We start from the raw sequence: 25310 nt of genomic DNA on the forward strand, positions 1-25310 counted from the left end.
GACCCCCGCGCCCGCCCGCCCACCGCGCCCGCCTGACCACCGCGCCCGCCTGACCACCGCGCCCGCCTGACCACCGCGCCCGCCTGCCCCGCTGTGACGGCCTGACCACCGCGGCCGCCTGCCCCGCTGTGACGGCCTGACCGCGGCGGCCGCTTGGCCGCGGCGTCGGCTCGACTCGGGCGGCGGCATATTGGTCCTTTTTCTGCGCGTCCCATTGGCTCTGTGGCGGGGACCACCGGGCTCGTAGCGTTCGACGGGTGACGAACCCACCGCTCTTCCTGCTCACCGCGCTCGTCCTCGTCGCGATCCCTGGGCCCAACCACCTGTACATCACCGCTCGCAGCATCGGGGAGGGGCGGCGCGCGGGCGTCGCGTCCGCGCTCGGCGTCGAGTCCGGGACGCTGGTGCACATCGCCGCCGCCGCGGCCGGGCTGTCCGCCCTCGTCGCCGCGTCCGCCACCGCGTTCGGGTTCCTGCGCTACGCGGGCGCCGCCTACCTGGTCTTCCTCGCCTGGCGGACGCTCCGCGCCCGCGGCGGCCAGGACGCGCCGCTCCTCGAACCGCGGCCGCTGCGCCGCGTCTACCTCGACGGCGTCCTGGTGAACGTGCTGAACCCGAAGGTCGTGCTGTTCTTCCTGGCGTTCCTGCCGCAGTTCGTCGACCAGCGGGCCGGCGCGGTCCCGCTGCAGATCGTGGTGATGGGCCTGGCCACCGCGCTGATCGGGCTGACCGCCGACCTGGTCTACGCGGTCGCCGCCGGGGTCCTCGGCGGCCGGCTGCGGGCCCGCCCCGGGTTCCGCCGCCGGCAGCGGTACGCCACCGGCCTCATCTACCTCGGCCTCGGCGCCGCCGCCCTGCTCGCCGGGCCGGGCGGCCGCCGGGCCTAGGTTTTCGATGAACGGTTTGTCAGTCGGCTTACAAGCGCCCGCCCGCAATGCGTGCCCGATCGCGCAGCCCGCCGCCCGCCGGCTCGGTAACTTCCGGAAGGACCCATCGGGGGCGGGAGGTGCGAAGGTGACGACGAGCCTGGAGGCTTTCGCCGGCGGGTCCGGGGCGGCCGGGGGGACCGGCGGCCCCGGCGGGGCGTCCGCCCGGGGCGGGGACGGCCGCTCGCCGCTGAAGCCGTGGGCGGGGGTGCCCAGCGAGCTGTCGGAGATGTTCCGGCCGCACCTGGAGGCCCTCGCCGAGGAGATGATCGAGGAGATCCTCGCCGGGATCCCGGAGTACTCGCGGCCGCAGGACGAGGAGTACGCGCGGCTCGTCCGGCTCGCCGTGGAGGGCGCGCTGCGGCAGTTCGTCGACCTGATCATGGACCCGGGGAGCTCCTGGGAGGCGGTCGCCGCCGTGTACCGGGAGATCGGCTGGGCGGAGGCCCGCGAGGGCCGCAACCTCGACATCCTGCAGACCTCGCTGCGGCTCGGCGCCCGCGTCGCGTGGCGGCGGCTCGCGTCGGAGTCGGAGCGGTACAACATCTCCCGCCGCACCCTCGCCAGCATCGCCGAGGCGATCTTCGCGTTCCTCGACGAGATCGCCCGCGCCGCCACCGAGGGGTACACCAAGGCCCGCGAGCAGGAGGCCGGCGAGCTGGAGCACCGCCGCCGCCGGCTGCTCGACATGCTGCTCGCCGAGCCGCCCGCCGCGCCGCAGGCCGTCGCCGACCTCGCCCGCCTCGCGCAGTGGCGCGTGCCCCGGACGGTCGCGGCGGTCGTGCTGTACGAGCGGGGGCAGCAGCCGTTCTCGCACCCGTCGCTGCCGCCGGACGTCCTCGCCGACGTCAACCGGCGCGAGCCGTGCCTGCTCGTCCCGGACCCGGAGGGCCCTGGGCGCGGCCGGATGCTGGAGTCGGCGCTGCGCAACTGGGTCGCCGCGCTCGGCCCGACCGTCCGCACCGAGGACGCCGCCAAGTCGCTGCGCTGGGCCCGCGAGGCGCTGCCGCTCGCCCGCCGCGGCATCCTGGCGTCCGACCGGCTGATCCGCTGCGCCGACCACATGCCGGCGCTGGTGGTGTTCAAGGACGAGGAGCTGGTGCGCGCCGTCGCGGACCTGCGGCTCGCGCCGCTGAAGACCGTCCGGCCCCGGCACCGCGAGCGGCTCATGCGGACGCTGCTGTCCTGCCTGCAGAACGGGTTCAACGCCACCGAGGTCGCGAGCCGGCTGCACGTCCACCCGCAGACCGTCCGGTACCGGCTGCACCAGCTGGAGGAGCTGTTCGGGGAGCGGCTGTACGACCCGGAGACGCGGCTGGAGATGGAGATGGTGCTGACCGTCTGGCTCTCGGGCCCGCAGGACGGCCGGCAGGGCGCGGACGTGATCCCGCTGGACGGCCCGCGCCGCCGCGACCAGGACACCGCCCCCGCCGAATAGCACCGCCGGATGGCCCCGCCGGGCCACCGCGCCACCGGCCCGCACCGCGCTCCTCGGATGATCTCGCGGCCGCGTTTTCCATCAAGCGATTGACCAAGAGCCGCGTGGGCCCCTACGGTGCTGCCCATGACCAGCGACTCCGGCCGGGAGCGCATTCTCGACGTCGCGACCCGGCTGTTCGCCGAACACGGCTACGACGGCACGTCCACCCGCCTGATCGCCGAGGCGGCCGGGCTCAACATCGCCACCGTCGCCTACCACACCGGCGGCAAGCGCGACCTCTACCTCGCCGTGATGGAACGCGCCCACCAGGCCGAACGCGCCGCCCTTGAGGACGCCCTCGCCGGCCTCACCCCCGACGCGGCCGGGATCCTCGCCCTCGTCGACCGCTACATCGACTTCTGCGCCGCCCACCCGGAGATCCCCGCCCTGTGGATGCACCGCTGGCTGTCGGACGCCTCCGACATCGCGGACATCGAGCACCGGTACGTCAAGCCGCTGATGGACGCGGTCGTCCGCGCGGTCGGCGACGTCGTCGGCGAGGACGTCGACGTCGAGTACGTCGCCTGGACCGTCATCTGGTGCACCCACGGCTTCGCGCAAGGCGGCGTGCTGCGCGGCGACGGCCTCCGGCACGGCATGGAGGACCCCGCCGCGCTCGCCCGGTTCCGCGCCAACCTGCACCGGCTTGTCCTCGCGGGACTGGACCTCGACGCCCGGGCGGCGCTGTGACCGCGCCGGCCGCGACCGCGGCGCTGCCGCGGCGGCGGCTCCTCGGCTACGGCGTCGGGTCCGTCGGCACCGGCGTGTTCTCCGCCGTCCCCGGCCTGCTCCTGCTGTACTACCTGACCGACGTCCTCGGGGTGTCGGCCGCGATCGCCGGCGCGGTCCTGGTCGTCCCGAAGGCATGGGACGTCCTGCTGAACCCGGTCGTCGGCGCCGCCAGCGACCGCGAGGCCGTCCGGACGGGCCGCCGCACCCGGCTGCTGCTGATCGGCGGCGCGACGCTGCCGTTCCTGTTCGCCGCCATGTTCGCCGTCCCGGTGGACTCGCCCGGCTTCGGCGCCGGCTGGGCCGCGGTGATGTTCCTGCTGGCCGCGAGCGCGTTCGCGTGCTTCCAGGTGCCGTACGTGGCGCTGCCCGCCGAGATCTCCGACCTGCCGTCCGAGCGCGGCCGGGCGATGGCGTGGCGCGTCGTGTGCCTGACCGTCGGCATCCTCGTCGCCGGCGGCGTCGCGCCCGCCCTGTCGGACGCAGCCGGGGGAGGACGCGGCGGATACGCCCTGATGGGCGCCGTGATCGGGACCGTCATGGGCGCCGCGATGATCACCAGCGCGCTGGCCAACCGGTGGATCCCGTCCACGCCGGGCCCGCGACCGCTCGGCCTCGCCGCCGCGCTGCGCGCCGCGCGCGGCAACCGCCCGTTCTTCGCGCTGCTCGGCGGCTACGTCGCGCACACCCTCGCCGTCGCGATCATGCTGGCGGGCGCCCCGTACGTCGCGACCTACCGGCTGGACGACTACGGGCTCACCTCCGCGATGTTCGTCTGCATGGTCGGGCCGAGCGCGTTCGCCGTCCCGCTGTGGCGGAAGATGTCCGCCCGGTACGGGATCGTCCCCTGCTACGTCACGGCCCTCGCGATGTTCTCCGTCACCGGCTTCGCGTCCTACCCGGCGATCTCCGCCGGGTCGCGGCCCGGCGTGCTGCTCCTCGCCGCGCTGACCGGCGTCTGCTACGCCGCCGTCCAGCTGTTCCCGCTGTCGCTGCTGCCCGAGACCGTCCACGCCGACAAGGGACGCACCGGGCAGGCCCAGGCCGGCGCGTTCACCGGCCTGTGGACGGCCGCGGAGACCGGCGCGCTCGCCCTCGGCCCCGGCGTGTTCGCGCTGGTGCTGGCGGTGTCGTCGTTCCGGTCGTCCGACCTCGACGAGCCCGTCCACCAGACCGGGACCGCCCTCACCGGGCTGACCGCCGGCTTCTCCCTCGTCCCGGCCCTGCTGTTCCTGCTGGCCGTCCCCCTCCTGCTGGCCTACCGCCGGCTCGCCGCCGCCCACCGACCGACCGAGGAAGCGCAGCCCCATGCCGTCTGATCGTGTCCTGCCGGAGCACGGCCGTCCGGCCGCCGACCTGCTCACCGAGCTCGCCCGGCTCCGCGAGGCCGACCTGCCCGTGCGGGGCGGCCACGTCACCGCCTACGTCTACGACACCGGACGCGAGGCCGTGCACGACCTCGCCGCCACCGCCTTCCAGGAGATGCTGGAGGTCAACTGCCTCGACCCGACCGCGTTCCCCAGCATCGTCGCGCTGGAGCGCCGGATCGTGTCCGCCGTGGCGGCCGAGCTCGGCGGCGGCACCGGCATCTTCACCAGCGGCGGCACCGAGTCGATCATGCTGGCGGTGAAGGGCGCCCGCGACGCCCGGCCCGTCGCCGGCCGCCCCCGGATCGTCCTGCCGGCCACCGCGCACCCCGCGTTCCACAAGGCCGCGCACTACCTCGGCCTCGACGACGACCACATCCCGGTGGACGCCGGCTTCCGCGCCGACCCGTCCGCCGTCGCCGCCGCGATCACGCCCGACACCGTCCTGGTCGTCGCGTCCGCGCCGTCCTACCCGCAGGGCGTCATGGACCCGGTCGAGGAGATCGCCGGCATCGCCGCGGCCGCCGGGGTGCCGTGCCATGTGGACGCCTGCGTCGGCGGCTGGGTGCTGCCGTGGCTCCGCGACCTCGGACGCCCCGTCCCGCCGTTCGACCTGTCCGTCCCCGGCGTCACGTCCATCTCCTGCGACCTGCACAAGTACGGGTACGCGCCGAAGGGCGCGTCCGTCGTGCTGTTCAAGGACGAGGCCGTCCGCCGCGCCGCCTACTTCGCGTCCGCCGAATGGCCCGGCTACACGGTCATCAACGCCGGCGTCCAGAGCAGCAAGAGCGCCGGCCCCCTCGGCGCCGCGTGGGCCACGCTGAACGCGGTCGGCGCGCAGGGCTACCGCGACCTCGCCGCGACCGCCATGGACACCGCCGAACGGTTCATCGCGGGCGTCGCCGGGATCCCGGGGCTGCGCGTGCTCGGCGACCCGGCCGTCCCGCTCGTCGCCGTCGCCTCCGACGACCCCGCCCTCGACGTCTTCACCATCGCCGACGAGGCCCGCGCCCGCGGCTGGTTCTTCCAGCCGCAGCTCGCCTACCAGGGCATCCCGCCGAACCTGCACTTCACCCTCACCGGCGTCAGCGACGTCGACGCGCTGCTGTCCGCGCTCGCCGACGCCGCCAAGGCCGCCCGCTCGGCCGGACCGCCCGACGTCCCGGCCGACCTGCTGGACGCCCTCGCCGGGCTCGACCTCGACTCCCTCGACGACGCGGGCTTCACCGGCCTGCTCGCCGCCGTCGGCGTCGACCTCGACGGCGGCGGCCCGGAGATGGCGGTCGTCAACACCGTGCTGAACGGCCTGCCGCCCGCCACCCGCGAGGCCCTCCTCGTCCGGTTCCTGTCCGCCCTCTACGCCGGCTAGTTCACCCGGACCAGGCGCTTCAGGTACGACGGCTCGTCCAGCGACGACCCCAGCACCAGTGGCACCCGCGCGGCGCCCGCCGTCACCTGGCCGACCCGCTCGCCGGCGGCGCCCTGGTGCGGCGGGTCGCCCTGGATCCCGACCGGCACCCGCAGCCCCGGCCACCCCACGACCGTCACCGGGGACGCGGCGCGCAGCGGCGTCGACCCGCCGAGCCCGTCGTCGACCGTCCCGACCCTGGCGTCCTTCGGCGCCAGGGTCGCGGCCGTCATCGAGCCCTCCACCGCCTGGATGAGCCGCCCGGCCGCCTCCACGGCCCCCTGCGCGCTCGGCGACTTCTGCGCCATCACCGCGCCCAGGATCAGCGTCGGCACGCCGCCGACCTTCCGGCGCGCGGCGAACACGTAGTTCCCGCCGGCCGCGTCGGTGTAGCCGGTCTTCCCGCCGACCACCCCGTACTGCCCGACCAGGACGTTGCCGCCCGGCCGCGCCGGGCTCCCGTCGTCCGGCACGTACGCCCGCCGGTTCACGATCTCGGTGAACGCCGGCACCTTCATCGCCGCCCGCAGCAGCTTCACCTGGTCCGCGGCGGTGCTGACCGTCCCCGAGTCGTAGCCGCTCGGGTCGGTGTAGCGGGTGCCGGTCATCCCGAGCTCCCGCGCCGCCGCGTTCATCTTCGCGACGAACGGCTGGTCGCCGCCCGAGTCCCAGCGCGCCAGCTCGTGGGCCAGGTCGTTCGCCGAGATGATCAGCAGCGCCTCCAGGGCCTTGCGCTCGGTCAGCCGCTGCCCCGCCGTGATGCCGAGCAGCGACTCCCCGCGCTTCTTGCGCGCCGGGATCTCCGCCACCCCCTGCGGCGACACCGCCAGCACCGGCCCGGCCTGGCCCGTCGCCAGCGGATGGTCGCGCAGGTAGACGAACGCCGTCATCACCTTCGCGACGCTCGCCGTCGGCGTCGGCGCGGACCCGCCGGACGACCCCATCGTCCCCAGCCCGTCCACGTACACCGTCGACTGGCCCACCGCCGGCCACGGCAGCGCGGGCGCCGCGCCCGGGAACACGTGGCTGGACGCCAGGCTCAGCTTCACCGTCGGATCCGGAACGGGCCGGATCAGCTGCCCGGCCACCACTCCCACGACCAGCACCAGCGCCGCGACGAGGACGATCACCAGCCCCCGGCGCTTCGGACGCTTCTCCGTCTCGGCCGCGGGCGGGGCCGGAGCGGGCGCCTGCGGTACGGCGACCTCCCAGGGCCCGCTCTGCACGGGCCGCTGCGGCGCCGCTCCCTGCGCCGCAGCGGCGTAGGGTGCCGCGTTCTGTGGCGGCGCGCCCTGGGGTGCCGCGTTCTGGGGCGCCGCATTCTGGGGCGCTGCGTCCCACCGGACGGACTCGGGCCGGAACTCGCCCGGGGGCGCCTGCCGCGGCGCATCCCACACCACCGGTCCGGGACTCTGGCGCGGAGACTCAAACCAGCCCTGTCCGCCCTGCCCGCCCTGCCGTTCTTCCGCGGGCGGCGCCGCCGGTGCTTCCGGTGCGGGGAGCTGCCATGGAGCCGGCAGCCGCTCGACCCGCGTCACCGCCGCAGGCGACTCCACCGGTGGCTCCGCAGGCGGCTCCGGCCGGGGCGCCGCCTCGGAGCGCTGCGGCGGAACGGGCCGCTCGTGCTCCTCCGCGCCCGGCGCCGCGCTCTCCCCGGCCGCCTCGGGCGCGTCCGGCTCGCCGGGTTCGTCCTCCCAGGACGCTTCCGGCTCGTCGGGTTCGTCGTCCCAGGACGCTTCCGGCTCTTCGGCCTCGGGCGGTTCGGCGCTCGGCGCCGGCTCGTCTTCAGGATCCTGCGCGGGCCCGGCGTCCTCCGGCGGCGCGGAAGGCGCGCTCCGGTCATGGGCGGTGCCCGCGCCCGGCGCGGCTTCGGCCGGCTCGACGGCCTCCTCCGGTTCGGCCTGCGCGGCGTCCGCCTCGGGCTCTTCTTCCTGAGCCTCGGCGGGTTCCAGCGGTTCCTCGGGACGCTCTTCCGCCGCGTCCGCCTCCGGCTCCGCGTCTTCAGGCTCCGCGTCCGCCTCCGGCTCCGCGTCCTGCTCTGCGTCCTGCTCGGGCGTCTCCTCGGCGGCTTCGTCCTCCGGCGGGGCGGACGTGTCCGCCTCCTCGCCCGCGGACGCCTCATCGGGCGCCTCGCCGGACGGTTCGGGGTCGTCCGCCGCGGGCGGCGCGGCCTCGGCGGGCCGGGCCGGGCGCCGGATGTCGGGCCTGGTCAGCGAGGCGTTCTTCGCCGGGGCGGGCGCCGGGATGCGGAACTCGGCGGTGGCCGTCCGGCCCGGCTCGTGTTCGGCGTCCTCCGGGCGCTCGGCGGGCTCCGGCTCCTGCGGGACGTCGTTCACGGGCCTGCCCCCTCAAGCTCGGTGATCACGGATGCGGACGGGGGTGGTCCTTCGCCGTGGATCCCCCGTGCACATAGAAAGATGTCCACTTTAGCGACGAGGTTCGGACCGTTACGCATCAGTGATCTTCGCCGGTCCGGCGGGCCCGTCCGCGGGGCCCGGCGCGCCCCGTGAACCCGGCGGCGGGGTTGCGGAGATACACCGCTGACGATGTTCCCGACGAGAAGGCCGGTCCGCATGCCATGGTGTCCGAGATGACCGCGCCGCCGAGGGTCCCGGCGCGCGACGCCGATCTGATCGGGCGGTCGTTCGATGATCCCGAGGCGTTCGCAGCGCTGTTCGACCGCTACTCCGCGATGCTCTACCGGTACGTGTCGCGCCGGCTGGGACCGGAGGCCGCCGAGGACGTCGTCGGAGAGACGTTCCTGGCCGCGTTCGGCAAGCGGCACCGCTACGACCTCGCGCAGCCGGACGCGCGGCCGTGGCTGTTCGGGATCGCGACGAAGCTGGTCGCGCGGCACCACCGGTCGGAGGCGGCCCGGTACCGGGCGCTGCGCCGCAGCCCCGTGGACGGGCCGGTCGAGGGCCCGGCGGATCGGGTCGCGGCCGGGGTGACGGCGTGGGCGTCGCGTCCCGCGCTCGCCGAGGCGCTGGCCGGGCTGCCGCGCCGGGACCTGGACGTGCTGCTGCTCGTGGCGTGGGGCGACCTGGCGTACGAGGAGGTGGCGCGGGCCCTCGGGATACCGGTCGGCACGGTCCGGTCCCGCCTGAACCGGGCGCGGCGCAAGGTGCGCGCGGCGCTCGGCGACACCAACCCGATGGACGAGGAGGAGTGACCGTGGACGACCTGGAACTGCTCCGCGACCTCGGGCGCGAGCTGGGGGACGAGCCGCCGCCGGCGCTGGCGCGGCAGCGGGGGCGGCTGCTGGACTCGGCGCGCGGCCGCCGCCGGTTCCGGCCGGCCGGGGGGCGCTGGACGCTGATCGGCGTGGTGGCGGCGGTCGCGGCGGTGACGGCGGCGGCGATCCTGGTGCCGGCGTTGTTGCTGCACGGGCGCGGCGCGCGGCCGGTCGCGTCGGACTCGTCCGCGTTCACGGGGAAGGCGGTGAACGTCCTCGTGCTGGGGTCTGACCGCCGGGCGGGAGGCCCGGCGCGGGCGGACACGGTGGTGATGGTGCACCTGCCCGCCGACCGCAAGGCCGGGACGGTGGTGAGCATCCCCCGGGACTCGCTGATGGACGTCCCGGCGTGCAAGGGGCCCGGGGGACGGACGCTCCCGGCGCGTCGCGCCGCGATCGGCGCGGTCTACTCCGACGGCGGCGCCTCGTGCGTGGGGAAGGCCGTCGAGCACGCGGCGTCCGTCCGGATCGACAGCACGATCGTGATCGAGTTCTCCGGGTTCAAGGCGATGGTGGACGCGCTCGGCGGGGTCGAGTACACCCTGCCGAAGGCGATCACGGACCCGTCGGGGCGGGTGCTGGTGCCGCCGGGGCGGCACCGCCTGGACGGGGAGCGGGCGCTGGACGTCGTGCGGGCCCGGTGGGGCCTCGACGACGGGTCGGATCTCGCGCGGGTCCGGCGGCAGCAGAGGTTCATGGCCGCTCTGCTGGGCGCGGCGCACGGCGAGCAGCTGAGGAATCCGGTGCGGTTCGCGCGGTTCCTCGCGGCGGCGGCAGGGTCGGTGAAGACGTCCCCGAGCCTCGATCTGAAGGCGATGGAGTCGCTCGCCAGGAGCCTGAAGGACCTGGACCCCGGGCGGGTCCACTACGCGACGGTTCCGGTGCGTCCCGCGCCAGGCGATCCGAGCCGGCTGGCGTGGGTTCCGGCGGGCGCGCGGACGGTGTTCGCGCCGTTCAGGGGGGAGGAGAGCCCCTCGGGACCGTCGGTCCGGCCCCGATGAGTGGCCGCCGCTTTGTCGGGTAGAGCCGCAATCGTCCCAATGCTCCCAGCAGTACGATCACGAGCCTCGAGGGGTGTGTGCAATGGCCAGGAAGATCCGCGACATCATGACCGGTTCCCCGACGTCGGTGTCCCCGGAACTCGACATCGTCACGGTGGCGCGGGCGATGCGCGACGAGGACATCGGCGCGGTGCTGGTCGCCGAGGGCGACGACCTGCTCGGCCTGGTCACCGACCGCGACCTGGTGATCCGCGGGCTCGCCGCCGGCGGCGACCCCGCCCAGGCCACGATCGGCGGGCTCGCCAGCAACGTCACCGCGACGATCGGGCCGGACGACTCGCTGGACAAGGCCGCGCAGATCATGCGGGAGCGGGCCGTGCGGCGGCTGCCCGTCCTGGAGGACGGGCGCCCCGTCGGCATCGTGTCCATCGGCGACCTGGCGATCGAGAAGGACTCCGCCTCGGCGCTCGCCGACATCAGCGCGGCCCGCTCCACCTTCTGACGGCCGCGCATGTTCTGACGGCCCGCCGGGGGACTAGGGGAGGGCCGCGATCAGGCGGTCCAGGTCCTCTTCGGTGTTGTAGTAGTGCACGGACGCCCGCACGGCCGCGTCGAGGCCGTGCGGGTCGTACCCGTGCGTCCTCGGCTGGGCCACGCTGACGTTGACGTCCCGCTCCCGCGCCGCCGCCTTGACCGCGGCGGCGTCGTGGCCGTCCACGGTGAAGGTGACGATCCCGGACGGGCGCTCGCCCCGGTCGAGGACCGTGATCCCGGGCCGGTCGTCCAGCATCCGCCGCAGTGCCGCGGCCAGGCCGACGACGCGCTCCTCGATGGCGGCGGCGCCGAGCGCGGACGCGTAGTCGGCGGCGACGGCGAGCCCGATCTGCCCGGCGACGTACCGCTCCCAGGTCTCGAAGCGGCGCGCGTCGTCCCGGATCTCGTAGCCGTCGGGCGCCCTCCACTCGGCGGCGGTCAGGTCGAGGAACGGCGGCTCCAGCGTCCGGGCGATCTCCCGCCGGACGTACAGGAAGCCGGTGCCGCGCGGCCCGCGCAGGTACTTGCGGCCCGTCCCGGACAGCATGTCGCAGCCGATCTCGGCGACGTCCACCGCGAGGTGCCCGACGGACTGGCACGCGTCCAGCAGGTAGAGGACGCCGTGCTCGCGGCACAGCCGCCCGACCTCCGCGGCCGGGTTGACCAGCCCGTTGTAGGTCGGGATGTGGTTGAGCGAGACCAGCCGGACGCCGCCCTTGGCCAGTTCCGCCTCCAGCGCGTCCAGGGCCAGGGTGCCGTTCGCGTCGTCGGGGATCACCTCCACGCGCGCGCCCTTGGCCGCCGCGACCTGCTGGTAGGCGATCGCGTTGCTGGAGTACTCGCTGGTGGTGGTGAGGATGCGGTCGCCCTCCGCGAACGGGATCGCGTAGAAGGCCAGGTCCCAGGCGCGCGTCGCGTTCTCCACGTAGGCGATCTCGTCCGCGCGCGCGCCGATCAGCCCGGCGACCGCGTCGTAGAAGTGCTCGACGGCGTCCGCCCTCAGTTCCGCCGCCTCGTAGCCGCCGATCGTCGTCTCCAGCGCGAAGTGCTCCGCGACCGCCTCGATCACGGGCGCGGGCGGCAGCGCCGCGCCCGCGTTGTTCAGGTGCGCCACCCGCGCGCATCCCGGCGTGTCCGCCCGCGCCTTCCCGACGTCGATGCCGGTGCCTTTCCCGGTACCGGTGCCTTCCGCGGTGCCGGTGCCGTTGGCCGTGCCGGTGTCGGTCCCCACGTTGCGTCCCCTCCGTTGCCGATCATTCGGATTATCGGTGATCAACGCCGGATTGTCGTACCCGCGCGCGACGATGGCGCTCGCCGCCGACTTGACCTCAACATTAGTTGAGGTTCCAGGATGGGGCTCCCGAGCCGACGACGACCGAGGACCGCCCGCATGGACATGGAAGTCACCGCGTGGATGTCACTGCACCACGCCATGAACGCCCAGGACGACCGCCGGCCGTTCTCGAAGGCGACGCTGCGCCGGATCGCCGCCTTCGCCCGCCCCCACCGCCGGCCGCTGTTCGCGTTCCTGCTGTTCAGCGTCGTAATGGCGGTGCTCGCCGTCGCCACCCCGGTGCTCGCCGGACGGGTGGTGAACGCGATCGTCGACCGGTCCGCCGCGTCCACCGTGGTCGGGCTGGCCGTGCTGATCGCGGTGCTGGCCGTCGCCGAGGGCGGGCTCGGCCTCGCCAACCGGTGGCTGTCCGCCCGCATCGGCGAGGGCCTCATCCTCGACCTGCGCACCGCCGTCTTCGACCACGTCCAGCGGATGCCGGTCGCGTTCTTCACCCGGACCCGCACCGGCGCGCTGGTCAGCCGGCTCAACAACGACGTGATCGGCGCGCAGCGCGCGTTCAGCGACACGCTGTCCGGCGTGGTCAGCAACCTCGTGACGCTGCTGCTGACGTTCGCCGTCATGGTCGGCATCTCCTGGCAGGTGACGCTGCTGGCGCTGCTGCTCCTGCCGGTCTTCGTCCTGCCCGCCCGCCGGATGGGCACCCGCCTCGCCGGGCTGGAGCGCGAGGCGGCCCGGCACGACGCCGCGATGAGCACCCAGATGACCGAGCGGTTCTCCGCGCCCGGCGCCACCCTGGTCAAGCTGTTCGGCCGGCCGGACCGCGAGTCCGCCGAGTTCGCCGCGCGCGCCCGCCGCGTCCGCGACATCGGCGTCCGCACCGCGATGGTGCAGCACGTGTTCATCACCGCGCTGACCATGGTGTCCGCCCTCGCCCTCGCGCTGGTCTACGGCCTCGGCGGCTGGATGTCGCTGCGCGGCCACCTCGACGCCGGCGCCGTCGTCTCCCTCGCGCTGCTGCTCACCCGGCTGTACGCGCCGCTGACCGCGCTCGCCAGCTCCCGCGTCGAGGTGATGAGCGCGCTCGTCAGCTTCGAGCGCGTCTTCGAGGTGCTCGACCTGCGCCCGCTCGTCGCCGAGAAGCCCGAGCCGCGCACCGTCCCGGACGGCCCCGTCGCGGTCGAGTTCGACGGCGTCACGTTCGCCTACCCCGCCGCCGACAAGGTCTCCCTCGCCTCCCTCGAAGAGGTCGCGACGCTCGACACCCGCGGCGGCGTCGACGTCCTGCACGACGTGTCGTTCCGCGCCGAGCCCGGGCAGATGATCGCGCTCGTCGGCTCGTCCGGCGCCGGCAAGTCCACGATCGCGCAGCTGCTGCCGCGCCTGTACGACGCCGACTCCGGCACCGTCCGGCTCGGCGGCGTGGACGTCCGCGACCTGTCGTTCGCCTCGATCCGCGCGACGCTCGGGATGGTCACGCAGGACGGCCACCTGTTCCACGAGTCGATCCGCGACAACCTGCTGCTGGCCCGCCCCGAGGCGACCGAGGACGAGCTGTGGGACGTGCTGCGCCGCGCCCGCCTCGACGCCCTGATCGAGGGGCTGCCTGACGGTCTCGACACGATCGTCGGCGAGCGCGGCTACCGGCTGTCGGGCGGCGAGCGGCAGCGGCTCACCATCGCCCGCCTGCTGCTGGCGCGGCAGCGCGTCGTCATCCTCGACGAGGCGACCGCCCACCTGGACTCCACGTCCGAGGCCGCCGTCCAGGAGGCGCTGGCCGAGGCGCTCGACGGCCGCACCGCCGTGGTGATCGCGCACCGGCTGTCCACCGTCCGCGCCGCCGACCAGATCCTGGTCGTCGAGGAGGGCCGGATCGTCGAGCGCGGCACGCACGACGAGCTCCTCGCCGCCGGCGGCCGCTACGCCGACCTGTACGAGACGCAGTTCGACACCCGCCCGCCGCTGGAACCCGTCGCCTGACCCCGTCGCATGCCCCCGTCGCCCGGGTCCGTGGCGGTCCAGGGCCGATGAGTTACCGGCCGCAGGACGGTCATACCCGCAAGAGCCGACCACGAGGAGCGACGATGAGCGACAACGGCGGGCTGTCCCCAGCGGGGCTGGACCGGATGCGCCGGGTGATGACCGGCTTCGTCGACCGCGGCGACCTGCCCGGGCTCGTCGCGCTCGTCCACCGGCGCGGGCGCACGCACGTGATCGAGGCGGGCGCCCTCGAAGCCGGCGGCGACGCCCCCATGCGGCGCGACACCCTCTTCCGGATCGCGTCGCTCACCAAGGCGGTCACCGCCGCCGCCGCGATGATCCTGGTCGAGGAGTGCCGGCTCCGCCTGGACGACCCGCTGCACCACCTGCTCCCCGAGCTCGCCGACCGGCGCGTCCTGCGCCGCCTCGACGGCCCGCTCGACGACACCGTCCCCGCCGAACGGCCGATCACCCTGCGGGACGCGCTCACGTTCACGCTCGGCTACGGCGTCACGTTCACCCCGCAGGGCCCGCCCCCGATCATGCGGGCGATGCTCGACACCGGCGTCGACAACGGCCCGGACGGCCCGCCCTGCGGCCCCGACGAGTGGCTGAAGCGGCTCGGCGCGCTGCCGCTGGCGCACCAGCCGGGCGCCGGCTGGCTCTACAACACCGGCGCCGACGTGGCCGGCGTGCTGATCGCCCGCGCCACCGGGCGCCCGTTCGAGGAGTTCCTCCGCGAACGGATCTTCGAGCCGCTCGGGATGCGCGACACCGGCTTCACCGTGCCCGCCGAGCAGGCGGGCCGGATCGCCGCGTCCTACACCGCCGACCCCGCCACCGGGGCGCTCGTCCGCCGCCCCGACCCGCGCGACGGCGCCTACGACCGCCCGCCGGTCTTCCCCGCCGGCAGCGGCGGCCCCGGCCTGCTGTCCACCGTCGACGACCACTGCGCGTTCCTGCGGATGCTCCTGGACGGCGGCCGGTACCCGGGCCGGCGGCTGCTGTCGCGCCCGTCCGTCGAGCTGATGACCACCGACCGGCTGACGCCGGAGCAGAAGGCGGGCAACGGGGTGTTCCTCGGCTCGGGCGGCTGGGGGTTCGGCCTCGCCGTCGACGGCCGCCGCGAGGACCTGTTCGTCCGCCCCGGCCGGTTCGGCTGGACGGGCGGGCTCGGCACGTCCGCCTACGCCGACCCCGGCGAGGACATGATCGGCATCGTCTTCACCCAGCGCGCCATGACCTCTCCGGAGCCCCCGCACCACTTCCAGGACTTCTGGACCACCGCCTACGCCGCCATCGACGACTAGAGCGCACCGCGCCCTCCAGCGACCGCGCCCTCCAGCAACCGCGCCCTCCAGCAACCGGCCCTTCAGGGACCGGCCGTTCACCGCCCGACCACGGGCCGGCGACGGCCGGTCCCTTCGCCGTTCACCTCGCCGTTCGCCTCGTCGCTCCCCTCTCCGTTCACCTCCCCGCCTCCGCCGCGCCCCGATGTGAGGGTGCGGCCAATGATTAACGCGTTGGCGCAATGATCCTGTTCAGTCGCCTACCCTGCGCCTAGTGTGAGCGCACCGGCGACGCCCGTCCGCGGTGGACGCGGGGTCGGCCGAGGGCCGCCGGGCGGCCGGCCGGTGCGCCGGACCGCCGGTGGACGCCGTGAGATCGGAGCGAGTGTGAGCGACTTCCTGCATACGTTCTTCGACTGGTCGGAGATCCGTGGCGCACTCCCGACGCTGCTGACCGAAGGGCTGCGCAACACGCTGCTGATCGCGGTGCTGGCCATCCTGTTCGGCCTGGTCGTCGGCGTGCTGCTGGCGGTGCTGCTGCTGTCGCGCCGGCGGCTGGTGCGGCTGCCCGCCCGGCTCTACGTGGACGTCTTCCGCGGGCTGCCCGCCATCGTGACGGTCAGCCTGATCGGCCTCGGGCTCCCCGCGGCGGGCGTCCGGCCGTTCGGTCGCAACCCGCTCGGCTACGCGGTGATCGCGGTCGGGCTGATCTCCGCCGCGTACTGCGCGGAGATCTTCCGGTCCGGCATCCAGGCGGTACCGCCCGGGCAGCTGCAGGCCGGGCGCAGCCTCGGGATGTCGTACCTGAAGACGATGCGGCTGGTCGTGGTCCCGCAGGGGATCCGGAACGTGCTGCCCGCCCTCGCCGGGCAGTTCATCGTCGACATCAAGGAGAGCTCGCTGGTCTACCTGCTCGGCCTCGGCGTCGGCCAGCGGGAGCTGTACTTCATCGCGCAGGAGCGGCAGGCCGCGAGCTACAACGCGTCGGCGCTGGTCGCGGCCGGTCTCTGCTACCTCGTCATCACCATCCCGCTGACGTACCTCGTCAACTGGCTGGACCGGCGGATGCGCGAAGGGGGCGGGCGCGGCGCGCGGCGGGCGGCGGCCGACCTCATCCAGGAGGACGGGACCGGCGCCGCCGGTCTCGCGGGCGATCCGGTCACGGGCGAGCCGACCGCGGGTCCCGCGGCGAACGGTGTGAAGGAGCGGGCATGACGACGGCGACGCGGACGCAGACGGTGATCAGCGTCCGGGATCTGCGCAAGTCCTACGGCGACACCGAGATCCTGCGCGGGGTGAGCTTCGACGTCGCGCAGAGCGAGGTGCTGTGCGTGCTGGGCCGGTCCGGATCCGGCAAGTCGACGATGCTGAAATGCCTGAACCTGCTGGAGCGGCCGACGTCCGGCAGCGTGGTCGTCTCCGGGACGGCCCTCACCGACCCCAAGGTGGACGTGGACGCCGCCCGCGCCAAGATCGGCATGGTGTTCCAGCACTTCAACCTTTTCGGGCACCTGAACGTGCTGGACAACGTCACGCTCGCGCCGCGGCACGTCCTCGGGATGGGCAAGGCGGAGGCCGAGGAGATCGGGCGCGCGCAGCTGGCCCGGCTCGGGCTCGGGCGGCTGGCCCGGCAGCGGCCCGGGAACCTGTCCGGCGGGCAGCAGCAGCGCGTCGCGATCGCCCGGAGCCTCGCGATGCGCCCCGAGGTGATGCTCTTCGACGAGGCGACCTCCGCGCTCGACCCGGAGCTGGTCGGCGACGTCCTCGCGGTCATGCGGGAACTGGCCGCGAGCGGGATGACCATGGTCGTCGTCACGCACGAGATCGGGTTCGCCCGCGAGGCCGCCGACCGCGTGATGTTCATGGACGACGGCGTGATCGCGGAGGAGGGCGAGGCCCGCGCCGTGCTCGACGCCCCGTCCGGCCCCCGCTTCCGCGAGTTCCTCTCCAAGGTGCTCTGACCCCCCTCACGAATAGGCAGGACAGCACATGAACAAGGCCCTCAGCGTCCGCTTCGCGGCGGGCGGCGTGGTCGCCGCGGCGGCCCTGACGCTCGCCGGCTGCGGCGGCGGCTCCGGCAAGGACGACCCGTACGGGCTGGAGGAGGCCGGCACCGTCCTCGCGGCCGTCTCCACCGACCAGCCCCCGTTCGCGACCGCCGACAAGGGCGGCAAGCCGCAGGGCTTCATCGTCGACCTCACCGACGAGGTCGCCAAGCGGCTGAAGCTGAAGGTGGAGTACAAGGCCAGCGCGGTCCCGGCGGCGCTGCAGGGCCTCTCGTCCGGCCAGTACGACCTGGCCGCGAGCGGCCTCGGCGTCACCGCCGAGCGCCAGAAGCAGGTGTCCTTCACCAAGGGCGTCTACTGGAGCACCACCACCGTCCTGACCCGCAAGGAGTCCACGGCCACGACGCTGAACGACTTCTCCGGCAAGCGGGTCGGCGACATCACCGGTGCCGTCCAGCAGGAGTTCGTCAAGTCGAAGATGCCGGGCGCCAAGCAGGTCCAGTTCCAGAACCAGAACTCGGCGGTCTCCCAGCTGCTGTCCGGCAACCTGGACGCGTTCGTCGTCGGCGGCCCCGACGCCGACGCGTACCTGAAGAAGTACAGCGCCCTCAAGCCCGCCGTGTCGGCGCCGGTCGACCACCCGACCGCGATGGCGGTCCAGAAGAAGAACACCAAGTTCCAGCAGGCCGTCGACGGCCAGCTCGGCGCGATGGTGCAGGACGGCACCTTCCTGCGGATCTACAAGAAGTGGTTCGTCGAGGCGCCGCGTCCGGAGCTGGTGAAGATCTGGCCCGCGCTCGGCGCGCAGGTCGGCCAGGGCGGCGGGAACGGGCAGGGCGGCGAGACCGGGCAGGGTGGTTCCGCTTCATGACGGTGATGGAATCGGGGGCCGTCGCCGAGGAGGCGGAGGAGATCACGCTGCCGGACGGCGGGTCGGTGTGGCGGCGCGTCGTGCGCACGGCCATGCGCGACGGCACCGTCCTGGTGGCGGACCTGTACAGTCCCGGCCGCGCGCTGGAGGCGCGCCCCGTCCTGCTGGAACGCACCCCCTACGGGCGGCGGGCGCGACGCGAGTCCGACGGCCTGGACCGGCACGGCGAGCCGGTGTTCCCGGACCGGTCGGCGGCGCTCTTCGTCGCGCGCGGGTACAACGTCGTCCGCCAGGACTGCCGCGGGCGGGGCGACTCCGAGGGCCGGTTCGTGAAGTACCTCGGCGAGGCCGAGGACGGCTACGACACCGTCGAGTGGATCGGCGCGCAGCCCTGGTGCGACGGCCGCGTCGCCACCACCGGGGTGTCGTACTCCGCGCACGTGCAGACCGCGCTGGCCGCGCTGTCGCCGCGCCCCCTCGCCGCCATGTTCGTCGACTCCGGCGGGTTCGCCAGCGCGTACGAGGCGGGCATCCGGATGGGCGGCGCGTTCGAACTGAAGCAGGCGACGTGGGCGTACCGGCACGCGCTGAACAGCCCCGCCGCGCACCGCGACCCCGTCGTCCGGGCGTCGCTGCAGTCGCAGGACCTGCCCGCCTGGTTCCGCGCGATGCCGTGGCGGCGCGGCGCGTCCCCGCTGCGCGCCGTCCCCGAGTACGAGGAGTACCTGCTCGAACAGTGGGAGCACGGCGCGTTCGGCGAGTTCTGGCAGCGCCTCGGGCTGTTCGGGCGCGGCTCCTACGACCGGTTCCCGGACGTGCCGAGCCTGCACATGGTCAGCTGGTACGACCCGTACGTCCTGACCGCCGTGGAGAACTTCCGGGCGCTGACCGAGGCCAAGTCCAGCCCGGCGTACCTGGTCGTCGGGCCGTGGACGCACGGCGCCCGCAGCGTCCGGCACTCCGGCGACGTGGACTTCGGGCCCCGCGCCGTCCTGGACGGCAACCTCGCCCCCGACTACTGGGAGTTCCGGGCCCGCTGGTTCGCCCGCCACCTCGGCGGCGACGCCCCGGCTGGCGACGCCCCGTCCGGCGATGGCGCGGCGGCGGAGGACTTCCCGCGCGTCCAGTACTTCCTGATGGGCGGCGGCAGCGGCCGCCGCACCGCCGAGGGGCGGCTCGACCACGGCGGGGAGTGGCGCACCGCCGCGACCTGGCCGCCGCAGGAGGCGACCGCCGTCCGGCTGTACCTGCGGCAGGACGGCTCCCTCACCGAGGCCCTTCCACGGGACGGCGCCGACGACCGGCTCGAGTACGACTTCGACCCGGCGAACCCGGTCCCGACGATCGGCGGCCAGATCACCTCGGGCGAGCCCGTCATGCGCGGCGGCGCGTTCGACCAGTGCCCGACCGACGACACGTTCGGCTGCGAACCACCGCACCTGCCGCTCGCGGCCCGCCCCGACGTGCTGGTCTTCCAGACCGAGCCGCTGGAGGAGGACGTCGCGATCGCCGGCCCCGTCCGGGTGCGGCTGTCGGTGGCGTCGAGCGCGCCGGACACCGACTTCACCGTCCGGCTCATCGACGTCCACCCGCCGAACGCCGACTATCCCAACGGCTACGCGATGAACCTCACCGACGGGATCCTGCGCTGCCGGTACCGGAACTCGTTCACGAGCCCGGAGCCGATGCGGCCCGGGACCGTCTACGAGATCACCGTGACGGCGCCCGACACCGCGAACCTGTTCGCCCGGGGCCACCGCATCCGGCTGGACGTGTCGTCGAGCAACTTCCCGCGCTTCGACGTCAACCCGAACACCGGCGGCTCGGAGGCGGCGTCGCGACGGCGCGTGGTGGCCGTCAACGAGGTGCACCTGTCGCCGGAGCACCCGTCGTGGCTGTCGGTGCACGTCCTGGGCGACGGGTCCGGGCGCGGCCCGGGCCGCGGCTAGGATTCGGGCCATGGTCGTCACGCTCGACGTGGACGGGGCGCAGGCATCGCACTTCGCGGTCGGGACGTCCCCGTTGGCGGAGCTGATGGCGTGCCTGCACACCCTCGCCGAGCCCGAGCACCATCCCGAGTCGCGGGCATGGCTCGCCCGCACCCGGGAGGCGCTGCCGGAGCCGCTCGTCCAGGAGCTGAACCGGTTCGCGCCGCTGTGGGCCCGCTACCGCTGCCGGCTGTTCCTGCCGCTGCGCAAGCCCCTCGACCGCGAGCTGCCCGCCGAGCTGGACACCGTCGCGCGGCTGGACGTCGACGAGTTCACCCGGCTGGCGGCGTTCGCGATCCGCGGGGTGACGTTCGAGGGCGCGTACGAGCTGCGGGACGAGGCGGTGCGGCGCGCGTTCGTCAAGGCCAGCGAGCGCCGCTCGTTCTCCCGCGGCGAGCTGGCCCGCGCCCTCGTCGAGGACCCGGAGGGCTTCCGGTCCCGCCTCGCCGACACCCTCGAACGCTGCGCCGCCGCGTTCTTCGACGCCGAATGGCGCCGCATCGGCCCGCGCCTGAAGGACACCGCCGCGCCCGTCCGGGAGCAGCTGCGCAAGGAGTCGCCGCTGACCGTGCTCACCTCGGTCAGCCCGACCGCCACCGGCACCGAGCAGCCGGCGCGCGTCCACTACGACAAGCTCCAGTCGGCGACGGGCAAGGTCGCCGAGCGCGGCTGCTTCCTCGTCCCGACCCTGCACGGCTGGCCGCACCTCATCCTCAAGACGGGGGACGACGGGCTGCCGCTCGTCGTCCACTTCATCGCCGGGGACTGGGAGCAGCGCCCGTCCGCCCGCCAGTCCCTCATCCGCGACCGGCTCGCCGCGATCTCCGAGCCGGGCCGGTTCGAGATGTGCCGGCACCTGCTCGGCGAACCGATCACCACGTCGGAGCTGGCGCAGCGGACGGGCATCTCCGAGCCGCAGGTGTCGCGGCATCTGCGGCGGCTGCGCGAGGTCGGCCTCGTCACGTCCCGCCGCGAGGGCCGGATGATCTACCACCGGCTGCACGCGCAGCTCCTGCTGTCGCTCGGCTCGGACGTGCTCACCACGGTCATGCGCTGACGGCCCGCGATCAGCGGGGGATCAGCGGGGGATCAGGGTGAGCGCGGTCAGCGCGACCGTGCCGACCAGCAGCGTCGACAGGGCGCCGAGGACGAGCCCGCGCCGTCCCGTCCGCACCAGCTCCCGGACGCGCACCGCCGACCCGAGACCGAACATCGCCGCGGCCAGCAGCACCGTCGAGACGTCCTTGGCGCCCGCCAGCACCGGGCCGGGGACCAGGCCGGTGCTGCGCAGCGCCAGCATCACCAGGAACCCGACGACGAACAGCGGCACGACCGGCGGGCGCTTCCCCTCCGCGCGGACGCCGCCGCGCCGCTCGACCACGCCCATCCCCGCGACCATCGGCGCGAGCAGCACGACCCGGGTCAGCTTCACGATCACCGCCGTCCCGACCGCGGCCGCACCGGCCGGGGACGCGGCCGCCACGACCTGCGCGACCTCGTGCACGCTCAGCCCCGCCCACATGCCGAGCGTCTCGGGGCTCAGCCCGAACACGTGCGTCCCGAGGAACGGGACGACCGCGATCGCCGCGCTGCCGTAGATCGTCACGAGCGTCACGCCCGTCGCGACGTCCTCCTTCCGGCTGCGCGCGACGCTGTCCATCGCCACGATCGCCGACGCCCCGCAGATCGAGAAGCCCGTCGCCACCATCAGCGCCAGCCCCTTCGGCACCCCGACCAGCCGGCCGAGCGCCAGCGTCCCCGCGAACCCCGCCAGGACCGTGACCAGCACCACCGCCAGCATGCCCGGCCCGAGCCGCAGCACCTCGCCCACGCTGAGCTGCAGGCCCAGCAGCACGACACCGATCCGCAGGAACCTGCGCGTCGCCCACTGCAGCCCGCACGCGGCCGCCTCGGGCAGCGCGCCGCCGACCAGCACGCCGAGCAGCACCGCCACCGTCAGCGCGCTCAGCGCCGGCACCCACCCGTTGATCACCATCGCCGCCGCCGCGCCCGCCGCCGCCACCGCGACCCCCGGCCCCGTCCGCCTCGTCCACGACCGGACCCGCTCCGGCCGCACCGCCTCCACCGTTGTGCTCATGCATCCGACCCTCGGGGACCCGGGACCGCGCCGGAAGCGGGCGATCCGACCTCACGTCATAACCTGGGGGCATGGCACAACCCCCGGACCTGGAATCGCTCCAGCTGCTCGTGCACGTCGCCGACCAGGGCAGCCTCACCGCCGCGGCCGCCGAGCTCGGCATCAGCCAGCCCTCGGCCAGCAAGCGGCTGTCCCGGCTGGAGCGCCGGCTCGGGCTGCGCCTCCTCGACCGCACCCGCCGCGGCTCCGCCCTCACCGCCGACGGCACCCTGGTCACCGGATGGGCCCGCCGCGTCCTCGACGACCTCACCGCCCTCACCGACGGCGCCGCCGCGCTGCACCGCGCCCGCACCGCGCAGCTGTCCGTCGCGGCCAGCCTCACCGTCGCCGAGTACCTGCTGCCCGCCTGGATCGGCGACCTCCGCCGCGCCGACCCCGGCCTGCACGTCGGCCTCCAGGTCACCAACTCCTCGCGGGTCTGCGAACTGGCCCGGCACGGCGAGATCGACCTCGGCTTCATCGAGTCGCCCGGCCGCCCGTCCGGGCTCCGCTCCCGCGCCGTCGCGGGGGACCGGCTCGTCCTCGTCGCCCCGCCCGGCCACCGCTGGACGCGGCGCCGCCGCCCCGTCGACCCGGCGGAGGTCGCCGGCACCCCGCTGATCACCCGGGAGGCGGGCTCCGGCACCCGGCAGGCCGCCGCGCAGGCGTTCGCCGCGCACGGCCTGGAGCCCGTCCCGCCGCTGCTGGAACTCGGATCGAGCACCGCCGTGCGCAACGCGGTCGTCGCCGGCGCCGGACCCGCCCTGATCAGCGAGCTCGTCGTCGCCGCCGACCTCGCCGCCGGCACCCTCACCGAGGTCGAGATCGCCGGGATGGCGGTGGAACGGTCCCTGCGCGCCGTGTGGCGGACCGGCGCCGACCCCACCGGCCCCGCCGCCGCGCTCCTCGCCCGCGCCCGCCGCCCCGCGAAGGCGTAGCCTGCCGGACGTGGTCGCCTACGACGTGTTCCTCGCCGACTGTCCCGCCCGCACCACCCTCGCGCTGATCTCCGACACGTGGTCCGTGGTCGTGATCACCGCCCTCGGCCGCGGCCCCGCCCGGTACGGCGAGCTGCGCGGGAAGATCGGCGGGATCAGCAACAAGATGCTCACCCAGACGCTGCGCCGCCTCGCCGACAACGGCCTCGTCGAGCGCCGCGAACTGCGCACCGCCCCGCCCGGCACCGAGTACCGCCTCACCGACCTCGGACGCAGCCTCCTCGTCCCCGTCTGCGCCCTGTCCCGCTGGGCGGAGGAGAACACCGACGCGCTGCTCGCCGCCCGCCCGGCCTAGGAACCACCCGGTTCCCCACGGCCTCCTACATTCCTTCGCAGACCCCGAAAGGACTCTGGGAGGAATCATGAAGATCGGTGTGCTCGGCGCGGGAATGATGACCGAATCCCTCGCCGCGGGCTGGGTCCGCGCCGGACACGACGTGCTGATCGGCGGCCGCAGCCCCGAGAAGGCCGCCGCCCTCGCCGCACGCGTCGGCGCCCGCGCCGGCACCCTCCGCGAGGCCGCCGAGTTCGGCGACGCCGTCCTCGTCGCCGTCCGCCGCGAAGGACTGGAGGAGACCATCGCCGCCACCGGCGGCGCCCTCGCCGGCAAGCCGGTGATCGACTGCGGCAACGCCGTCGACGTCACCGACTTCTCGCAGGTCACCTACAAGGACGGCACGTCCATGGCCGAGGAGATCGCCCGCCTCGCGCCCGGCGCCCACGTCGTCAAGGCCTTCAACCAGGCCCAAGCGTCCGTGTGGGCGATGACCCCGCCCGCCTTCGACGGCCGCCCCCTCGCCGTCCCGTACGCGGGAGCCGAAGAGGGCAAGGCCGCCGCCCGCACCCTGATCACCGACCTCGGCGCCGAGCCCCTGGACGCGGGCGACCTCCGCCAGGCCCGCAACCTGGAGGCGATGGCCATCGTGATCATCCGGCTGCTGTTCTCCGGCTACGACCCGCACTCCGTCTTCGCCTTCGTCAGCCCCGGCCGCACCACCGAGGCGTTCACCTCGCGCTGAGCCGGCGGCCGCCCGCCGCTCAGCCGAGGATGAGCGGGACCCGCGCGGCCAGACCGCCCAGCGCCGCCTCCTCCGCCCCGCTCGCCGCCCGCCGCCCCGTACCGACCAGCAGCGCGTCCGCGTCGGAGAACGAGCCGGGGAACGCCGCCCCGGCGATCCCCTCCAGCAACGCCCGCGCCGCCGCGAGCGCCTCCGCCGAGGGTCCCGCGACGGACGGCAGATGCGCGACCAGGTCGAGGTGATGCAGCGTCCATTCGAGGACGTATGCGGACAGGAAGTCCCCGACCGTCAGCACCTTCCCCTGCGTGCTCACCCGCGCGGTGCGGTCGGCGAGCCCCGCCGCGCGCCCCGCCGCGCGCCCCGCCGCCGACCCGACGTCGTCGAGGTGGAACTTCAGCCACCGCGGCTCGCCGTACGCGGCGGCGAGCCGCGGGATCAGCGCGTCGAGCGGGTCGTCACCGGTCGGAGGCTCGTCGCCGACGTCCCAGTAGGACACCGCGTCCGCGGTCGGCTCCGTCACGGCGGGCGTGACCAGGGTGATCAGGACGTCCTGGGCGTCGATGACCAGATGGCACGCGAGGTCCCGGACGAGCCACCCGGCGCAGCCCGACGGCCGCTCGAAGTCCTCGTCGGAAAGCCCCGCGACCGCCGCGAGCAGCGCCGTCCACGACCGTTCGAAGAGATCCACCCACCGCACGCTAACCCCTCACGCCCGTCCCGACCAACCCTTTAACTGTGGGGCGGGGGCTATGGAATGAAGTGTTCATTTGCTGACGAGCGGCCCGTTCGTGCGCCCATTAGGAGTGTGTTCGGATGCTCTTCGAGAAGCGTGGCACGGGGCGCTCCATTTTGAGTTCGAGCGGTGTCGAAGGTTGTCCTTGCGATAGGCGATGGGCGATGGTCGATGGGGCGGGCCAGTGGGGTGGGGAAGTGGGGGTGAACGAGAGATGGGGCAGTGGGGGTGTTCCCTCAATGGGGAGAAAGGGTGTTCGGGTGGTGGGGTGGCGCTTGCGTACGGGGCCGCCCCTCCAAAGTCAAGGGCGCCTTC

22 protein-coding genes are annotated in these 25310 nt (G+C 74.5%); 18 read left to right on the plus strand and 4 right to left on the minus strand.

The window, feature by feature from the left end; genetic code table 11:
* Positions 1 to 257: 257 nt before the first annotated feature.
* The 5 genes from ABZ914_RS20530 (at position 258) to ABZ914_RS20550 (ending at position 5871) form a co-directional block, all read left to right on the plus strand.
* Positions 258 to 887, plus strand: coding sequence for a LysE family translocator (locus ABZ914_RS20530; RefSeq protein WP_433240065.1), 630 nt, complete (start codon positions 258 to 260; stop codon positions 885 to 887).
* Between the two features lie 127 nt (positions 888 to 1014).
* A complete protein-coding gene (locus ABZ914_RS20535; protein WP_500194830.1) occupies positions 1015 to 2364 on the plus strand; it encodes a PucR family transcriptional regulator in 1350 nt (449 codons plus the stop codon).
* Between the two features lie 126 nt (positions 2365 to 2490).
* The gene (locus tag ABZ914_RS20540; protein WP_500194832.1) at positions 2491 to 3096 is read left to right on the plus strand and encodes a TetR/AcrR family transcriptional regulator; all 606 of its coding nucleotides are present in this window, start codon (positions 2491 to 2493) and stop codon (positions 3094 to 3096) included.
* Positions 3093 to 4454, plus strand: a complete 1362-nt coding sequence (locus ABZ914_RS20545) for an MFS transporter (protein WP_500194833.1) — start codon at positions 3093 to 3095, stop codon at positions 4452 to 4454. The genes ABZ914_RS20540 and ABZ914_RS20545 overlap by 4 nt, the downstream gene beginning before the upstream one ends.
* Complete coding sequence (locus ABZ914_RS20550) at positions 4444 to 5871, plus strand: pyridoxal phosphate-dependent decarboxylase family protein (protein WP_500194836.1); 1428 nt, start codon at positions 4444 to 4446, stop codon at positions 5869 to 5871. Before ABZ914_RS20545 ends, ABZ914_RS20550 begins: the two co-directional genes overlap by 11 nt.
* On the opposite strand, the gene ABZ914_RS20555 is transcribed toward ABZ914_RS20550, so the two are convergent.
* Positions 5868 to 8246 (minus strand): D-alanyl-D-alanine carboxypeptidase family protein, encoded by a 2379-nt coding sequence (locus ABZ914_RS20555; protein ID WP_500194838.1) that lies wholly within the window; start codon positions 8244 to 8246, stop codon positions 5868 to 5870. The two genes, ABZ914_RS20550 and ABZ914_RS20555, sit on opposite strands and share 4 nt — an antisense overlap.
* Before the next feature lie 254 nt (positions 8247 to 8500).
* Between ABZ914_RS20555 and ABZ914_RS20560 the strand changes: the two genes are divergently transcribed.
* The 3 genes from ABZ914_RS20560 (at position 8501) to ABZ914_RS20570 (ending at position 10648) form a co-directional block, all read left to right on the plus strand.
* Positions 8501 to 9082 carry an RNA polymerase sigma factor gene (locus ABZ914_RS20560; protein ID WP_500194840.1) on the plus strand — a complete coding sequence of 194 codons (582 nt, stop codon included), beginning with the start codon at positions 8501 to 8503 and terminating at the stop codon, positions 9080 to 9082.
* Positions 9083 to 9084: 2 nt separating this feature from the next.
* Positions 9085 to 10146 carry an LCP family protein gene (locus ABZ914_RS20565; RefSeq protein WP_500194841.1) on the plus strand — a complete coding sequence of 354 codons (1062 nt, stop codon included), beginning with the start codon at positions 9085 to 9087 and terminating at the stop codon, positions 10144 to 10146.
* An 82-nt stretch (positions 10147 to 10228) separates the two neighbouring features.
* A complete protein-coding gene (locus tag ABZ914_RS20570; protein ID WP_190864829.1) occupies positions 10229 to 10648 on the plus strand; it encodes a CBS domain-containing protein in 420 nt (139 codons plus the stop codon).
* Between the two features lie 33 nt (positions 10649 to 10681).
* Here the strand turns inward: ABZ914_RS20570 and ABZ914_RS20575 are convergent, their stop codons facing one another.
* Positions 10682 to 11911, minus strand: a complete 1230-nt coding sequence (locus tag ABZ914_RS20575; RefSeq protein ID WP_500194843.1) for an aminotransferase class V-fold PLP-dependent enzyme — start codon at positions 11909 to 11911, stop codon at positions 10682 to 10684.
* 159 nt (positions 11912 to 12070) lie between these two features.
* On the opposite strand from ABZ914_RS20575, the gene ABZ914_RS20580 reads away from it, so the two are divergent.
* From ABZ914_RS20580 to ABZ914_RS20610, 7 genes are all read left to right on the plus strand, one after another.
* Positions 12071 to 13954: an ABC transporter ATP-binding protein gene (locus ABZ914_RS20580; RefSeq protein WP_500194845.1), complete on the plus strand. Its 1884-nt coding sequence runs from the start codon at positions 12071 to 12073 to the stop codon at positions 13952 to 13954.
* 104 nt (positions 13955 to 14058) lie between these two features.
* On the plus strand, positions 14059 to 15264 hold the full coding sequence (locus ABZ914_RS20585; protein WP_500194847.1) for a serine hydrolase domain-containing protein: 1206 nt from the start codon (positions 14059 to 14061) through the stop codon (positions 15262 to 15264).
* Between the two features lie 366 nt (positions 15265 to 15630).
* Complete coding sequence (locus ABZ914_RS20590; RefSeq protein WP_500194849.1) at positions 15631 to 16458, plus strand: amino acid ABC transporter permease; 828 nt, start codon at positions 15631 to 15633, stop codon at positions 16456 to 16458.
* Entirely contained in the window at positions 16455 to 17204 is a 750-nt protein-coding gene (locus ABZ914_RS20595; protein WP_194737493.1) for an amino acid ABC transporter ATP-binding protein, read from the plus strand. The genes ABZ914_RS20590 and ABZ914_RS20595 overlap by 4 nt, the downstream gene beginning before the upstream one ends.
* A gap of 28 nt (positions 17205 to 17232) precedes the next feature.
* On the plus strand, positions 17233 to 18120 hold the full coding sequence (locus ABZ914_RS20600) for a substrate-binding periplasmic protein (RefSeq protein WP_433141141.1): 888 nt from the start codon (positions 17233 to 17235) through the stop codon (positions 18118 to 18120).
* Positions 18117 to 20069: a CocE/NonD family hydrolase gene (locus tag ABZ914_RS20605; RefSeq protein WP_500194851.1), complete on the plus strand. Its 1953-nt coding sequence runs from the start codon at positions 18117 to 18119 to the stop codon at positions 20067 to 20069. Before ABZ914_RS20600 ends, ABZ914_RS20605 begins: the two co-directional genes overlap by 4 nt.
* A gap of 10 nt (positions 20070 to 20079) precedes the next feature.
* On the plus strand, positions 20080 to 21165 hold the full coding sequence (locus ABZ914_RS20610) for a DUF5937 family protein (RefSeq protein ID WP_500194853.1): 1086 nt from the start codon (positions 20080 to 20082) through the stop codon (positions 21163 to 21165).
* A 21-nt stretch (positions 21166 to 21186) separates the two neighbouring features.
* On the opposite strand, the gene ABZ914_RS20615 is transcribed toward ABZ914_RS20610, so the two are convergent.
* Positions 21187 to 22206 (minus strand): YeiH family protein, encoded by a 1020-nt coding sequence (locus tag ABZ914_RS20615; protein ID WP_500194855.1) that lies wholly within the window; start codon positions 22204 to 22206, stop codon positions 21187 to 21189.
* 71 nt (positions 22207 to 22277) lie between these two features.
* On the opposite strand from ABZ914_RS20615, the gene ABZ914_RS20620 reads away from it, so the two are divergent.
* The 3 genes from ABZ914_RS20620 (at position 22278) to ABZ914_RS20630 (ending at position 24262) form a co-directional block, all read left to right on the plus strand.
* Complete coding sequence (locus ABZ914_RS20620; RefSeq protein ID WP_433240031.1) at positions 22278 to 23183, plus strand: LysR family transcriptional regulator; 906 nt, start codon at positions 22278 to 22280, stop codon at positions 23181 to 23183.
* Positions 23184 to 23193: 10 nt separating this feature from the next.
* On the plus strand, positions 23194 to 23538 hold the full coding sequence (locus ABZ914_RS20625; protein ID WP_387021004.1) for a winged helix-turn-helix transcriptional regulator: 345 nt from the start codon (positions 23194 to 23196) through the stop codon (positions 23536 to 23538).
* A gap of 67 nt (positions 23539 to 23605) precedes the next feature.
* Positions 23606 to 24262 carry an NADPH-dependent F420 reductase gene (locus ABZ914_RS20630; RefSeq protein ID WP_500194857.1) on the plus strand — a complete coding sequence of 219 codons (657 nt, stop codon included), beginning with the start codon at positions 23606 to 23608 and terminating at the stop codon, positions 24260 to 24262.
* Between the two features lie 19 nt (positions 24263 to 24281).
* Here the strand turns inward: ABZ914_RS20630 and ABZ914_RS20635 are convergent, their stop codons facing one another.
* The gene (locus ABZ914_RS20635; RefSeq protein WP_500194859.1) at positions 24282 to 24950 is read right to left on the minus strand and encodes a maleylpyruvate isomerase N-terminal domain-containing protein; all 669 of its coding nucleotides are present in this window, start codon (positions 24948 to 24950) and stop codon (positions 24282 to 24284) included.
* Between the last annotated feature and the right edge of the window lie 360 nt (positions 24951 to 25310).

The sequence above is a fragment of the Spirillospora sp. NPDC046719 genome (assembly GCF_040645715.1).
Taxonomy (GTDB): domain Bacteria; phylum Actinomycetota; class Actinomycetes; order Streptosporangiales; family Streptosporangiaceae; genus Spirillospora.

Coding starts and splice junctions, on each gene's coding strand:
- ABZ914_RS20540 (WP_500194832.1), top strand. CDS start 2,491: ATGACCAGCGACTCCGGCCGGGAGCGCATTCTCGACGTCGCGACCCGG.
- ABZ914_RS20550 (WP_500194836.1), top strand. CDS start 4,444: ATGCCGTCTGATCGTGTCCTGCCGGAGCACGGCCGTCCGGCCGCCGAC.
- ABZ914_RS20560 (WP_500194840.1), top strand. CDS start 8,501: ATGACCGCGCCGCCGAGGGTCCCGGCGCGCGACGCCGATCTGATCGGG.
- ABZ914_RS20570 (WP_190864829.1), top strand. CDS start 10,229: ATGGCCAGGAAGATCCGCGACATCATGACCGGTTCCCCGACGTCGGTG.
- ABZ914_RS20580 (WP_500194845.1), top strand. CDS start 12,071: ATGGACATGGAAGTCACCGCGTGGATGTCACTGCACCACGCCATGAAC.
- ABZ914_RS20585 (WP_500194847.1), top strand. CDS start 14,059: ATGAGCGACAACGGCGGGCTGTCCCCAGCGGGGCTGGACCGGATGCGC.
- ABZ914_RS20595 (WP_194737493.1), top strand. CDS start 16,455: ATGACGACGGCGACGCGGACGCAGACGGTGATCAGCGTCCGGGATCTG.
- ABZ914_RS20600 (WP_433141141.1), top strand. CDS start 17,233: ATGAACAAGGCCCTCAGCGTCCGCTTCGCGGCGGGCGGCGTGGTCGCC.
- ABZ914_RS20605 (WP_500194851.1), top strand. CDS start 18,117: ATGACGGTGATGGAATCGGGGGCCGTCGCCGAGGAGGCGGAGGAGATC.
- ABZ914_RS20610 (WP_500194853.1), top strand. CDS start 20,080: ATGGTCGTCACGCTCGACGTGGACGGGGCGCAGGCATCGCACTTCGCG.
- ABZ914_RS20615 (WP_500194855.1), bottom strand. CDS start 22,206: ATGAGCACAACGGTGGAGGCGGTGCGGCCGGAGCGGGTCCGGTCGTGG.
- ABZ914_RS20620 (WP_433240031.1), top strand. CDS start 22,278: ATGGCACAACCCCCGGACCTGGAATCGCTCCAGCTGCTCGTGCACGTC.
- ABZ914_RS20630 (WP_500194857.1), top strand. CDS start 23,606: ATGAAGATCGGTGTGCTCGGCGCGGGAATGATGACCGAATCCCTCGCC.